Origin of the sequence: Microcoleus sp. N9_B4 (assembly GCF_036701635.1) — a bacterium.
Taxonomy (GTDB): domain Bacteria; phylum Cyanobacteriota; class Cyanobacteriia; order Cyanobacteriales; family Microcoleaceae; genus Microcoleus.
On sequence record NZ_JAUBRC010000006.1, the window covers coordinates 63626 to 77784 of the forward strand.

Genomic DNA, 14159 nt, shown 5'->3' on the forward strand with positions numbered 1-14159 from the left:
CCCCCTCTCCCCCTCTCCCATTCTCCGACGTTGAGGTCGAGAACAGCAGGGTCTGCTAAAAATTAAGTTGCAGAACTATTCAATGATATGGAAATAATAGGCTGCAACCAAAAAATTGATAGCTAACAGCAACAGAAACCAGGCTGCGCGAAAGGTGTAAGGGAATTTGCCCGTTTTCATCACGGACTCGGATTTTAATTGGTTCTTCGCTATCTCTGCCATAGGTAAAGCTCCTAATTCATAATGTCACTCTATTTACAAATAGCAGAGAGCGTCGCACTTATGCACAATCCTCTAGAGTTATTTTTTGTAACAAGGAGTTTGTACCGAGTTGAATTCAGATTAATTTCAATCGTTTTCTCCGGCGTGGTAGGAACTGCGGACGAGAGGTCCCGATCGCACGCGCTCAAACCCCATCTCCCGCGCGATCGACCCGAAACGGTCAAATTCGGCAGGCGTCCAGTATTTACGCACTGGGAGGTGATCTAGAGATGGTCTCATGTATTGACCGAGGGTGAGCCGATCGCACTTGGCGTCCCGCAAATCGGTCATCGCTTCGACTATCTCGGCTGCGGTTTCCCCGTGCCCCAACATCAAACCGGATTTGGTGGGAATAGTTGGGTCATATTGCTTAACAATACGCAGAACGTCGATCGAGCGATCGTACTTCGCCCCCCTCCGCACCGGCCCTTGCAACCGCCGCACCGTCTCAATATTGTGGTTGTAACAAGCCGGTTTAGCCTCCACCACCGTGCGAATCCGATCTCGCTGCAACTCATCGAGTCCGGAATTCTCCCCGTCGGGGGCGGGCACGGGGGCACCGCCCCTACCTGTTCCCCCCCAAAAATCCGGCGTCAGTACCTCAACTTCAGTATCCGGGTTAAGAAGGCGGATTTGGGCGATCGTCCTGGCAAACCAACCCGCACCCCCATCCGGCAAATCATCCCTCGCCACCGAAGTCAGCACCGCATAGCGCAAACCCAACAACTGCACAGCCTCGGCCACCTTTTGCGGTTCCTCCGGGTCTAGCGGCATCGGAGAATGACCTTTATCTACTTGACAAAAAGCACAAGCGCGGGTGCAAGTCGGCCCCATCAACAAAAAAGTCGCCGTTTTTTGCGCGTAGCACTCGCCCCGGTTGGGACATCTGCCCTCCTCACAAATCGTGTGAATTTGCCGCTGTTTGATAATTTTTTGCACTTGGGAAAGTTCGCTAGCTTTGCCAACGGGCCTACGCAACCACTCCGGCATCGCCTCGATTTCACCCCGCATTTGGGCGGCAACTGCTTTGACAGTAGGAGTTTTAGGAGTTTGAGGCGACATAAAATTCAGTGGCGATTGAGTTAATTCCTTCGATCGTATCCGAAATCAAAGCCCCTGAACTTGTAGAAGTACCACCCGAAATCAGAATCGCGCCGACGTGCAACAAAACTAAACTCGCCCAGAATTATGGGTAGAATTCTGTTAGGGATATACTGAAGGTTGCAAATCATCACTCATTCATTACTGAAGGAGTCAGTCGTGGCTGGTCAAAAAATCTTGGTAATCGATGACAGTAAAGTCATCCGCGTCCGAGTCCGAGAGATGTTGCCGCAGGGTAACTTTGAAGTTCTAGAAGCAAAAGACGGCGAAGAGGGACTCAAACTGATCCGTCAAGCCCGGCCAAATCTAATTATGTTAGATTTCCTACTGCCCAAAGTCAGCGGTTGGGAAGTGTATCAAAAAGTGCAAGCCCATCCTGAGCTTTCTAAGATACCTTTGGTGATCATGTCGGGCCGCGAAGAAGAGGTGATGGAAAAAATTCCGAAACCCTTTGAGAAGCATTTTTTTGCATTCATCGCCAAACCGTTTGAGAAGAAGCAGCTAACCGAGGCAATCAAATCGGCGATGGTACTGGCCAAAAAGAAACCAGTGCCGGAAGCCCCAGCCGCCGCCGCTGCACCCACTTCTGGAGCGGGCGCCGCCGAAATTCAGGCGATGACTGTGAAAATGGCGAAAATGCAAGCGGAAATTGATGCACTCAAAAAACAAATGACTCAGGTGATTACGATCATCAAGCAGAAATTGAAATAATTCTGCTGTTTTTTGAAGGCACTTATGTAGAAGGAAACTTCCACACCGTGAAACTTTCAGTTGAGTCTCAAAGGCTGCGATTTTATCCGCATTTTTTTGCCCAATTGTTTGAGCGAGTGCGATCGCCAATAGCCTGCAACTGGTTTATCAAAATCCCAGTGAGAAAATCAATTAAAAGTTAAAAATAAAACAAGGGAGGAAATTAATTATTAATTAATATTAGGATTTTTAATTCCCGCTCGTCCCACACTCAATTATCAACTCCTCAGTCTCATTTTTTTGGTTAATGACTAACGACTATTCCGATTTTTTGCCTCAACTGCGTGCCTCAACAGAGCAATTATTGAAAAGATTAGACTGCTTCGATCAAGCGCAGGTATTAGCGATCGGAGATTTGACCTTGGACGAGTTTCTTACCGGACAAGTAGAGCGAATTTCCCGCGAAGCACCTGTGTTGATTTTGCGCTACGAAAATACTCAGCAAGTACCCGGAGGTGGCGCAAATGCTGTCTATAATTTAGCCAAACTGGGAGGCAAAGTAAAAGTTGCTGGTTTGGTGGGAAAAGACGACCAGGGAAAGGCTTTGTGCGGTATTTTTGAGGCGGCGGGAATTGATACGGGTGGGATTTTAATCGATTCGCAGCGTCCAACTGTCACCAAAACTCGAATTTCCGGGCACGCGCGGCAGTCGGTGACTCAGCAAATTGTCCGAGTCGATCGCAAATCGGACGAGTTGCCGGATTTAGATTTGCAGTTGCAATTGGCAGACTACATCCGGCAGCAAATACCGACAGTAGATGCAGTGGTTTGTTCCGACTACGGCGACGGAGTTTTGACGAATTTGGCGATCGAATCGGCAGTGGTTCCCGGCAAAACAATTGTAGACGCTCAAACAAATTTGCAGCGATATTCGGGAGCAATGTTATTTACTCCGAACTTGCCCGAAGCCGAGCAAGCCGTCGGATATGCTATCAAAAACCCTCAAACTTTAATGCAAGCAGGACGCGATTTATTGAACTTAACTCAAGCTCAAAAAATCCTGATTACTCGCGGCGAAGAAGGGATGACTTTGTTTGAAAGGGCGAACGGCGAAGAAATCAAAAATTCACCCCCTCCAACATCCATTTGTGAAAAGGGGGAATTTGCCATTCAAAGTTGGGACATTCCCCCTTTTAACAAGACTGATGTATTCGACGTAACCGGTGCTGGAGATACAGTTGTAGCAGCAATGACTTTAGCTTTGTGCGTCGGTGCATCTGGTTGGGAAGCGGCAGTTTTGGGAAATTTGGCCGCTAGTATTGTCGTGCGTCAATTCGGTACGGCAACAACAACGGTAGAGGAGATGAAAGAAGCTTTGAAAACGATGATCGATGACTAATCAGTTGTAATGGGTGATTGATTATTACTTGTTCCCAGGCTCTGCCTGGTAACGCAGATCCGGAGGCTCAGCCTCCAATTTTCCCATCGCTTTTCGAGGCAAAGCCTCTGGATATCGGTTCCCAGGCTCTGCCTGGGAACCAGTTAAATTGACCGGACATGATATTACTAATGACTAATGACTAATGACTAATGACTAACGACTACTTACTCTTTTTCAAAATTTGCCCCTTGTCATCAATTGTCAAACCGCTATTGGGAAAATCGCTCTTTGTCAAACGATTAATCAACCCCACAGTCCTAAATTTGTTATCAACAGCCGGAACACCTCGCCCGTCAAGTTGGACGGGGATAATCTTACCAGAAACAAAATCCCCTTGCGGACTCATTTTCACATCCAAAATTAGAGATTGACCGAGTGTTCCTGCTGTGGACAAAGTGCGATAACCCAAAAAATTGCCCAGGGAATAAGCAATCAATTTCCCTTTATAAAGTTCCATCGCTCGGGGAACGTGCGGGCCATGTCCCAAAATCAAATCTGCTCCCGCATCAATCATCGTCCGCGAAAATAAAACCATATTTCCCCGGTTTTCTCCGTAAAAGAACTCAGTTTTATTTCTCACATTCAGAGCTCCCGTTCCTTCAGCTCCAGCATGAACTGATATCACTACAATATCAGCGTTTTGCTTGGCTTTTTTGACAACTTCTGCTCCCGCTTTCAGTTCCAGCAAGGAATTGTGAACTTCGCCGTAGTTGCTGAAACCGATAAAGGCAAAATTCACGCCCTTGACATTTTGATAAACAATTTGATCTCTTTTGCCAACAGCCTTCATGCCGTTGCTGTCGATGTTTTTAATCGTGTCCTTAAATCCTTGCTCGTTAAAATCGTAAGAGTGATTATTGGCAACATTCAAAATATCAAAACCAACATCTTTGAAGATTTTGGCATAACTCGGAGGCGTCCGAAAGGCAAACAGCATTCGTCCGCCACCTGCCTTGGAACTGTAAGGATAATCGGTCATCGTGCTTTCAAAATTGCCAAACAGAATATCAGCTCCTTTCAGGTACGGTTTTACCGACTCTAATAACATCTCTTTTTTTGCCGGCAGTTTGTTGTAGGGATAATTTGTGCCGGGGATCATGTCACCAACTGCTTTGATGCTGACAGTGGCGGGCACAATGGCAGGTTTTTTGGCAGCAGGGGAGGGCGGTTTTGGAGCTGGAATGGGATTGGCTGCGGGTGTCGATCTCACTTCTTGTACGGCAGGCTTTGACGTTGGAGGGTTATTAGTAGCGGTGGGTGAGGATTTGTAAAGTTGAGAAGCCAGTACAAGGCCGGATATCGGTACGAGAATTAGACTCAGAACACCGACTGACAGCCCTGATTTTTTAGTTTTAGTGCCTGCTAGTTCTGGCTGCGGCGATGGCTTTTGCTGCCTTTGGTTTGGGGGTTTTGGAGTTGGGATTTTAGGGGGTTGGGGCGGAGATTTTTCTGGTGTTTGAGGGGGCGCCGTTGTGACATTTTGAGTTTTTTCTAGCTTGGGCAAAGTCACAGGAATGGGAGAAGCGGCTACACTAGCGGCTACTGCTGCACTCGCAGCTACTGCGGCATTCACGGCAACTAACGGACTCACGGGTGCGGAAGTCAAGCGTTTTTTTAATTCTACTGTCTGAGTCCAAGCGGGCAATTGCTCGCCGTCGCGCCGCCCGTAAACTGTCACTGAGTAAAGGTTATTTGGTTGCAGCCGCTGCAACCCTTTGACTGCGACTCGGAGACAGGCTTCTTCTGCGGGTAAATGTTCTGCTTCCAGCAGCAGGTGCAGGGTGTCGTTTTCCCGGCTGGCTTTAGCCGTGACGCCGAAGCTTTGGAGTGCTTGGCCGATCAGAAATGCGATCGCCCTGGCATCGCCTTCTTTTGCTAAATTTAAAATATCTTGTTGGCTCACAAACGCCTCTACTCTCACACTAAAAATTTAGCTCGATCTTATATCAAATTTGGCGGCACAGGATGAAATACCGATTGATTTAACTTAAGTAAGTGGGTAAAAATAAACAAAACGTTGGCAGAGGACGCCTGCGTGAAAGGGTCTACTCGCTCTCACTATAGCTCCTAACTAAATCCGACCCTACTTTTACAAGATAGTATGATTTTTGGCGCTTGCTAGCTGACTACAATATTTCCTAACGGTTATCTTAGGCGATCGCCCAAACACTTCTATCCGGGATAATTGCCCCCTTCAACTTAACATCGGTCAAATCTGCGCTCTCTTTCTTACAGCATTTTTGGTAAATAAAACTGGTTTGTGAGCGTCGAGAGTGCGTCCTGAAATGTACGGAAAATATGCAGTTTAGCAGCGAAGAATTAACGAAAAAACCGAGTTTCTCGTTACCAGTGCCAATCCCCCTGTCCCACTTGGGCCCAAATTCACACAAAAACGATCGACCGGCAGGCTCGGAAGCTTGTTAAACTCTTGGTCATGCCACGCTATGGGTGAGAAATTGACGGCGAGCCACAATCGTCTGCTAGCGCCCCGGCAGCGCAGCACAGCAGGGCCTGTAGTGTACACTGCACGTAGCTGAGATTAGCTGCAATCAACTTTCTGGATGCCACGAAAGTCGCGGCCGCCGATGTAGTTGTTCGTTTTAAACTAATTAAACTAATTATTTAAAGGAGTTGCACGTCAATGACACAATTGTGCTTATGATAGCTGGCTCGGTGCCCTCTCCAACCAGGGTTTTTCGCTAGTCTGGTGCTATTTGTGAGTTAGTTAAGCCCATAGTAGCTAGGATCGAGCTAACTCAAGGTTAAACTAAAGCTCGTCATGCGGCGTTGCCTCTCAAAACCCGGATTGAGTCTTATGGCGCATTACCGCTCCTCTGTATGTTTGTTCATCTGCATTGCCTGTCTGGGCGCTGCGTTCAGTCCAAGTGCCGACGGAGGGCAACAGGTACTCAATGCCTCCTACCGGGCTGTTTCCCAAGAAATTGCTCAGGCGAACTCTCCCCCGGACAATCGCCAGGATTCCAAGCCTCCAAAACCGTCTCCAGCGCCCGACAAAAAAAAATCTCAGCCGTCCAAAACGTCCAAATCTAATTCTAAGATCCCGAAATCGGTATCCAATTTGATCGTCATTTTGTCTCGTCAGCGGGGGTTCTTAATGTTGGGTTTGGCAGCAGTTGTCGTCACGGCAGCGGCAGTATTTATCATGATCAAATTAGTTAGCAGTGACGAGTCAAATTATTCTAAGCGAAGACGGGGAAGATTTGAGCGCCACAACCCAAGAAACTCTCAATTTACTAATCCCGATTCTCCTACAAACTCGCACCAAAGTAGACCGCAAGAGACTTCTTCTGGGGGACAATCGCTGTCAGCCTTGCCCTACCCTTTTGATTTGCCAAAAGGCCACAGTATCGAGAGCAGCGATCGACCTTTTATCAGGGAATCCGGGGAACCAGAATCCGAGGATGCAGCAGTCGAGGGCGATCGAATTAATTCCGACACCTCGCCCTTGGAAACTCACAGCAACGGATACAGCAACACAGGTTTCAACATTCCCGAAACAACTAATCAAGGCGATTCCCTAGCGAAGAAAAAAGGTATTGCCCTTCCCGAAACGGATGGTAGACCTCAAGTTGATATTATTGAAGCACTGATTGAAGATTTGCAGCAGCTAAATCCGGCAAAGAGGGGCAAAGCAATTTGGGAACTAGGCCAGCGGGGAGATTCCAGAGCAGTTGAGCCGTTGCTCGATTTGCTAGCAAATTCCGACTCCAAGCAGTACAGTTTAGTTTTGGCAAGTCTCTCGGAAATTGGCATTCGCACGCTCAAACCCATGAATAATGCGTGGTCAATTTCGCTGCAAAATGAAAATCCCGAAGTGCGTAAAAATGCAATTCGCGACTTGACGCGGATTTACGAATTGGTGAATCAAATCAGTTACTTGTTGCACCGTGCGACGGACGATCCAGATCCAGAAGTTCAGGAAACTGCTCGCTGGGCAATCAATCAGTTGAACCGCCTCCGTCCGCGTTCTGGGATGGATTAATAAACGTAGCAATTTTCAAATAATTTGAACTTGAGATTGGAAATAGGAAATTGATAATTTAGATTATGTTAAAATTAGTGACGGCTGACTAATGACTACTGATATCATGTCCGATCGATCGCCCACAATACATAGGTCGGGGCGGGTTTCTGAGATTGTCCGTTTTTGGCAAATATTATTGGTGAACCCGCCCCTTGTATCTTAAAAGAGTGAGTCAGGCGATTGCCACGTCATTGATTAGATCATACCGACAATCAGGCGATTGAGCCGACAAGTGGGCGATCAAGCTGACAATCGGACGATCGAGCTGACAATCGGACGATCGAACCGACAATCGGACGATCGAGCTGACAATCGGACGATCGAACCGACAATCGGACGATCGAACCGACACTCAGGCGATCGAACCGACACTCAGGCGATCGAACTGAGCGACGAAGTGAATCTAAAGAAACAAGGAAAGTTTTGTAGAAAAGGTTCTGTAACAGGCGAAAGTGCTGGCTATAGGACATCAGAAATCGGTGAAGTTGGCCCGCCCCTTAGACTAAACAAGTCTGTTGTGTAGATAAGCTCCCATTACTGATGACAGGCGCACCAAGCTGGACAGTATCTTAGGCTCTCGGCATTGTCGGGAAAGCCTGCATTCACAAGGTTAGTTAATTATTGCCTGTCACGTTCTTTCATAAATCGGAGTACATCGGGAGCAAATAATGGCATCAACAGTCTTAGGTATAGACATCAGTAAAAGAGACTTTCATGTCTCATTACTGAAAGAAGGTCGTGCGACTAAACCCAAAAAGTTTACGAACAATATTCAAGGGTTTGAGAGTTTACATAACTGGCTTCAACAACAAAATGTAGTAGAACTCCATGCTTGCATGGAAGCTACTAGCATCTATGGAGAAGCCTTAGCCGAATTCCTCTATGGGGCAGGCTTTTTTGTCAGTATAGTCAATCCCGCTCGTATTAAAGGGTTTGCCAAAAGCGAACTTCTGAGAACTAAAACAGACTCCGTAGATGCAGCATTGATTGCCCGTTTTTGTGCGGCAATGAAACCATCTTTGTGGACACCAACCGAGCCAGAAGTCAAAGAATTACAAGCCCTTTTGCGACGGCTCGAATCAGTCACAGAAATGGCAACTCAAGAACACAACCGTTTGGAAACAGCTACGCCCACAGTTGCTGCCCTTACCCAGGAACATTTGGACTATCTCAAACAGCAACAACAACTAATCAAAAAACTGATTAGTGACCACTTTGACCAACATCCACATTTAAAGCAACAGCGCGCTCTCTTGACCTCAATTCCCGGAATTGGTGAACAAACGGCCTCAGTATTGTTAGCTGAAATTCGTGATGTTTCCGATTACAATAATGCCCGTCAATTAGCGGCTTATGCGGGTTTAACACCCTGTGAGCGCAGTTCTGGGACTTCGGTTAAAGGCAAAACTCGTTTGTCCTGTACCGGAAATGTCCGACTACGAAAGGCGTTGTATTTGCCTGCGGTAGTGGCAATGCGCTACAACCCTTTGCTGAAAGCCATGAGTGAGCGATTATTGGGTCGCGGAAAGGTCAAAATGCAGGTGATTGGTGCCTTGATGAGGAAGTTGGTGCATTTGGCTTTTGGGATTTTAAAATCCCAAAAGCCTTTCGACCCCAATTATTTGACTGCTACCCCTTGACAGTTCAAGACAGTATCTACAGGAATCAGGGTAATCGACCGGACATGATATGACTAATGACTAATAACTAATAACTAATAACTAATGACTAATGACTAATAACACTTTAAAACTATTGTTCCTGTCAACTTCGGTCGGTCCACTCGGTTCGGGGTTGGGCGGCGGAGTCGAACTTACAGTCCTTAACATTGCTAAAAAATTGCAGAGTCGCGGTCATAAAATAGCAGTTGTAGCGCCGATAGGTTCAGTCTTAGAATCAATTTGTGTAGTCGAAATAACGGGTGATTTGCAAGTAACCGCCCAAACACAAGATTACAATGATCCTATTGTAATGCCCGCTGATTCTGTGCTGGCAAATATGTGGGAATATGCTCGCCAAGTTCAGGATGAATGGGATGTCATTGTTAATTTTGCCTACGATTGGCTGCCGTTTTATTTGACACCATTTTTTAGGACTCCGATCGCACATTTGATCAGCATGGGCTCCCTTTCCGCCGCCCTCGATCGCATTGCCGGACAAACCGCCGTCCAGTTTCCTGGTACGATCGGAGTTCACACCGCTTCTCAAGCCAAAACATTCGCCTTTGCCGATGAATGTCAGTTGTTGGGAAATGGCATAGATTTATCCCTGTACGAATTTTCCAACCAACCGGAGTCTAAATTAGCTTGGCTAGGCCGCATCGCCCCGGAAAAAGGTTTAGAAGATGCAGTAGCAGCAGCGAAAATTACAGGCATTCCCCTGAAAATTATGGGCAAAATGCAAGATGAGGATTATTGGCAAAAAATTTGTGCAGATTACCCGGATGCTCCGGTAGAATATTTAGGGTTTTTGACAACAACCCAAATGCAAGAGCAAGTCCGTCAGTGCCAAGCATTGTTGATGACGCCACGTTGGGTGGAAGCTTTCGGAAATGTCGCGATCGAGGCTTTAGCGTGCGGTGTACCTGTGATTGCTTACGAGCGCGGGGGGCCGGCGGAAATTGTGAGAGACGGACTGACGGGCTTTTTAGTGGAGCCTGATAGTGTAAATGGCTTGGTAGGTGCGATCGCCCGCTTAGACCAAATTGACCGCAGCGCTTGCCGGCGACAAGTAGAGGTAGAATACTCTTTGGAAGCTTTGGGCGATCGTTGTGAACACTGGTTCAAATCTATTCTCAAATTGAGTTAAATAAACTCTTAATCGACAACAAAAAAGAAAACAGAAAAAAACTATGGCAACCGAACGTTTAGTGCTTTTATCTAGTAGAGAAATCGCAAAAATGCGTCAAGCAGGTCGTTTAGCGGCCGAACTTCTGCTACATCTCGAACCGATGGTAAAACCGGGAGTAAGCACTCTGGAAATTAACGATGAAGCCGAACGCTGGACTTTGGCACATGGAGCAAAAAGCGCTCCGCTAGGCTATAAAGGATTTCCAAAATCTCTGTGTGCAAGCGTCAATGAAGTAGTCTGTCACGGCATCCCGAATGCTAAACAAATTCTTAAAGAAGGTGACATTATTAATATTGATGTAACGCCTTTAGTTGACGGCTATCACGGCGATACTTCCAAGACTTTTTTTGTGGGCAAACCTTCACCGGTAGCGAAAAAGTTAGTTGAAGTAACCGAGGAATGTTTAAGAAGAGGAATTGCGGAAGTCAAACCGGGTGCTCGTACCGGTGACATCGGTGCAGCGATTCAAGAATATGCTGAAGCGCAGGGTTTTTCGGTAGTGCGAAATTTTGCGGGACACGGCGTTCACCGCGTTTTTCACACTGAACCGGAAATTTTGCACTACGGTAAGCGGGGCACGGGGAAGAAGCTCAGACAAGGCATGGTTTTTACGATCGAGCCTATGATTAATGAGGGTACTTGGGAAGTGGAAATTTTGGGCGACGGTTGGACTGCGATCACGCAGGATGGAAAGCTTTCGGCTCAATTTGAACACACTCTGGCTGTTACTGATTCTGGGGTGGAAATTCTGACTTTGCCTTAATTGTTGACGGTTGACTGTTGACGGTTGACTGTTGACGGTTTGCCATCAACTATCGCTCGCAATCTTTTGACTCAAGAACAAATCGATCGAGTGCATCCTTTATTAAATGAACTTTCACCAAAACTTAATGCCTATCTTAACTCACTAAAAAAAGCCAAAGGTTAACAGTCAACAGTCAACAGTCAACAGCCAACAGTCAACAGTCAACAATCCACCTACTAATGACTAACATAAAATTTCTACAACCAGGAGATTTGCTCAAAGTAATTGCCCCTAGTGGCACTTTGCGAGAATCAACCAACTTTGAAAAGGGTGTAGAAATTTGGAAATCCCGCGGCTATCGAATTGAATTAACACCGGGTTTTGACGATCGCTGGGGCTATTTGGCCGGTTCCGACGAAAACCGCGTCCGACAGCTCGCAGATGCCCTCAATGACCCGGATTGTCGCGGTATTCTCTGTGTTCGTGGCGGTTTCGGTAGCACTCGACTTTTGGAAAAAGGAAAAGTGGGAAAGGCGGAAAATTCCCAATTTCCAACTCCCGATTCCCATTCGCCGAAATGGTTGATTGGCTTTTCCGATATAACTGCTTTGCTGTGGAATCAGGCTAAATTGGGAGTTTGGGGCGTTCACGGGCCGATGCTGACAACTTTGGCGGATGAACCGGATTGGTCTGTCGATCGACTTTTTGACTGCATCGAAGGTCGTCCCTTACAATCTTTGCAAGGGAAAGGATGGGGCTGCGGAAAAGCCACCGGGCGGCTGTTTCCGGCGAATCTGACGGTGGCTTCTCACTTGCTCGGAACCCCGTATCAACCGGATTTGACCGGGGTTATTCTCGCATTTGAGGATGTTTCTGAGGCTCCCTACAGGGTCGATCGAATGCTGACTTTGTGGCGGATGGCGGGGGCTTTCGCGGGGGTGCGGGGCATTGCTTTGGGGCGTTTCAGCCGCTGCGAGATTGAGCCGAGTATTCCCAGTTTTAGCATTGAAGAGGTTTTGCGCGATCGGCTGGGGGATTTGAATATTCCGATTGTCTCGGATTTGCCTTTCGGGCACGAGGGAGTTAACGCTGCTTTACCGATGGGAATTATGGCGAGTCTTGACGCTGATTCGGGATTGCTGATTTGCGGCAATAAATCGCAACTTTAGATTGGGGATAAACGTCTGTGACTTTAGCTTGAGATTTTGCACCCGCTAAAGAGTCTGGTTGGGTGAGGTTGACACGGTTGGCAGAAATTACATTTAAAATGGATTGTGTATGCAAATGTCGGCATCAAAAAAGCAAAAAGATTTTAAAATTTTCGAGAGGTTGATATGAAAGCACACAACTTGTTAAACAGTATTGCTGCCGCTGTCCTAGTTACGGGATTGGCACTTACGGGGATTTCCTCTAGTGCTATTGGCGAACAGATACGGAATAACGATCGCATTGACGGAGTAATTCGCCGCACTTCCCCCATCTACCGTTTTCGGAATATGTGGGTTCCGGGCTCTCCGACGGAAGAATTGCGCGGTCAAGAATACACATTCAGCGCGAGGGAAGGCGATAACATTGAAGTGTTTTTAGACACAGATACAAGGAGCGGTTTTGCTCCCGTCATGGTGCTGTTTTACGGGAACAACAAACAAGTCGCTTTTACGCAAGACCGTTCTTTTAATTATCAAATTCCCCGTACTGGCGATTATAAACTGTTAGTGTTAGCAAAAGATGCTGCCAGGGGCGGTAACTACACGCTGGAAGTTGCGGGAATTGATGGGGGCGGCAGACGATCGGGCAATTCGCGGGACGATTGGTACACGAGGCGAGATAACGATCGATATGACGGTCAATATGACAGAGCACAGCTTCTGGAAGATGATTTTGGCTTGCGGTCTGTTGATTGTCGCGAGAGACGTTCTATGGTGAGAGTCAGGTTTGACGATGGTAATCAAGATTCAACTTACTGCGCTGTCCCGAATAGAAGGTTTCCGGCGGGAGATTATTACTACAATTCGCGGACTAGAAATTTAGACTCGGCGAGGCGGAATGATAGTAGATTCGATGCGGGCTCAGATCAATGTCGGGTAGTGGTGGGCGGAGTTTGCGTGACTAGGTAAGTAGGTCAAACTGTAGCGCGGAATCAGAAATCAGGTTTCTTCGTAGAAACCTGGTTTCTTTGCGTAAGCTGTTGTGGCATTTAAAATGTCTGTCAAAAAAAATCAAAGTCTTGTGGGGAGTAGGGATTGGGCGTCCCGCCCGCCCTGAATATACAATTTAAATGTGCGACAGCTTATCGACGCACTCCGACTCCTCGAAACCGGGTTTTTTACGCTCATCTGTAGGCTGCAACGAGTCTTTCAGAAAAAACCTGGTTTTTGACTACCCGTGCCTTCAGAATTATTGGTATATTAATAATATTAATGATGTGGCAAAATATATGAGCGTTAAAGAACTTGAAACAGCAATTATGAACTTGTCGGTTAAGGAACTATCAGAACTCACTGCTTGGCTGATAGAGTATCGCCAACAGGTTTGGGATAGGCAAATTGAAGACGATTTGGAGGAGGGGCGGTTAGATGCACTACTTGATGAAGTTGATGCAGAGTATGAAGCGGGATTGACTAAAGTTTTATGAATCATCTGACTTTACCACGTTTTTGGCAGTGCTATCACCAGCTACCTAAAGAAATACAAGGACTAGCCGATAAAAATTACGAATTACTCAAAGTCGATCCGTATCACCCTTCGCTGCATTTTAAAAAAGTTGGCAGGCGAAAGCATTTGCAATCGGTGCGAGTAGGGGATAGTTACCGAGCTCTGGGAGTTGAGAAACCGGAAGGTATTGTCTGGTTTTGGATAGGGACTCATGGGGATTACGATGCAATATTAGCTCAGAAATAAAGCCACCGATCGAGTGTGATAATAGACGTTTAATTAGTCTCTTCAGCGAGTGGGAGAGGTAAAGTAAATAAAACGTGCGGTTTGCACGTAGCGTTTCCATTCAATTAGTTTGCCCTGCGAGTGAG

At 46.8% G+C, this 14159-nt stretch carries 14 protein-coding genes; 11 read left to right on the forward strand and 3 right to left on the reverse strand.

Annotated elements, in window-relative coordinates; genetic code table 11:
* Positions 1 to 75: 75 nt before the first annotated feature.
* A complete protein-coding gene (locus tag QUA43_RS05780; RefSeq protein ID WP_172190106.1) occupies positions 76 to 222 on the reverse strand; it encodes a photosystem I protein PsaX in 147 nt (48 codons plus the stop codon).
* Between the two features lie 126 nt (positions 223 to 348).
* Positions 349 to 1323, reverse strand: a complete 975-nt coding sequence (locus tag QUA43_RS05785) for a lipoyl synthase (RefSeq protein ID WP_333371808.1) — start codon at positions 1321 to 1323, stop codon at positions 349 to 351.
* Positions 1324 to 1521: 198 nt separating this feature from the next.
* Here QUA43_RS05785 and QUA43_RS05790 point away from each other — a divergent pair, with 198 nt between their 5' ends.
* Together QUA43_RS05790 and QUA43_RS05795 are read left to right on the forward strand one after the other, a co-directional pair.
* The gene (locus tag QUA43_RS05790; RefSeq protein WP_333225019.1) at positions 1522 to 2073 is read left to right on the forward strand and encodes a response regulator; all 552 of its coding nucleotides are present in this window, start codon (positions 1522 to 1524) and stop codon (positions 2071 to 2073) included.
* 286 nt (positions 2074 to 2359) lie between these two features.
* Positions 2360 to 3451: a PfkB family carbohydrate kinase gene (locus tag QUA43_RS05795; protein WP_333371810.1), complete on the forward strand. Its 1092-nt coding sequence runs from the start codon at positions 2360 to 2362 to the stop codon at positions 3449 to 3451.
* Positions 3452 to 3653: 202 nt separating this feature from the next.
* Here the strand turns inward: QUA43_RS05795 and QUA43_RS05800 are convergent, their stop codons facing one another.
* Entirely contained in the window at positions 3654 to 5396 is a 1743-nt protein-coding gene (locus QUA43_RS05800; protein ID WP_333371812.1) for a CapA family protein, read from the reverse strand.
* 912 nt (positions 5397 to 6308) lie between these two features.
* Here QUA43_RS05800 and QUA43_RS05805 point away from each other — a divergent pair.
* From QUA43_RS05805 to QUA43_RS05845, 9 genes are all read left to right on the forward strand, one after another.
* Entirely contained in the window at positions 6309 to 7496 is a 1188-nt protein-coding gene (locus tag QUA43_RS05805; RefSeq protein WP_333371814.1) for a HEAT repeat domain-containing protein, read from the forward strand.
* A 262-nt stretch (positions 7497 to 7758) separates the two neighbouring features.
* A complete protein-coding gene (locus QUA43_RS05810) occupies positions 7759 to 8061 on the forward strand; it encodes a hypothetical protein (protein WP_333371816.1) in 303 nt (100 codons plus the stop codon).
* A 145-nt stretch (positions 8062 to 8206) separates the two neighbouring features.
* Positions 8207 to 9178, forward strand: coding sequence for an IS110 family transposase (locus QUA43_RS05815; RefSeq protein ID WP_333371818.1), 972 nt, complete (start codon positions 8207 to 8209; stop codon positions 9176 to 9178).
* A gap of 91 nt (positions 9179 to 9269) precedes the next feature.
* A complete protein-coding gene (locus tag QUA43_RS05820; protein ID WP_333371820.1) occupies positions 9270 to 10346 on the forward strand; it encodes a glycosyltransferase family 4 protein in 1077 nt (358 codons plus the stop codon).
* Between the two features lie 43 nt (positions 10347 to 10389).
* The gene (map, locus tag QUA43_RS05825; RefSeq protein ID WP_333371822.1) at positions 10390 to 11151 is read left to right on the forward strand and encodes a type I methionyl aminopeptidase; all 762 of its coding nucleotides are present in this window, start codon (positions 10390 to 10392) and stop codon (positions 11149 to 11151) included.
* A gap of 221 nt (positions 11152 to 11372) precedes the next feature.
* Positions 11373 to 12302 (forward strand): LD-carboxypeptidase, encoded by a 930-nt coding sequence (locus tag QUA43_RS05830; protein WP_333371824.1) that lies wholly within the window; start codon positions 11373 to 11375, stop codon positions 12300 to 12302.
* A 165-nt stretch (positions 12303 to 12467) separates the two neighbouring features.
* Complete coding sequence (locus QUA43_RS05835; RefSeq protein WP_333371826.1) at positions 12468 to 13250, forward strand: hypothetical protein; 783 nt, start codon at positions 12468 to 12470, stop codon at positions 13248 to 13250.
* Between the two features lie 320 nt (positions 13251 to 13570).
* Complete coding sequence (locus QUA43_RS05840) at positions 13571 to 13768, forward strand: hypothetical protein (RefSeq protein WP_333371827.1); 198 nt, start codon at positions 13571 to 13573, stop codon at positions 13766 to 13768.
* Positions 13765 to 14034: a ParE family toxin-like protein gene (locus QUA43_RS05845; RefSeq protein WP_333371830.1), complete on the forward strand. Its 270-nt coding sequence runs from the start codon at positions 13765 to 13767 to the stop codon at positions 14032 to 14034. Before QUA43_RS05840 ends, QUA43_RS05845 begins: the two co-directional genes overlap by 4 nt.
* Positions 14035 to 14159 lie beyond the last annotated feature (125 nt).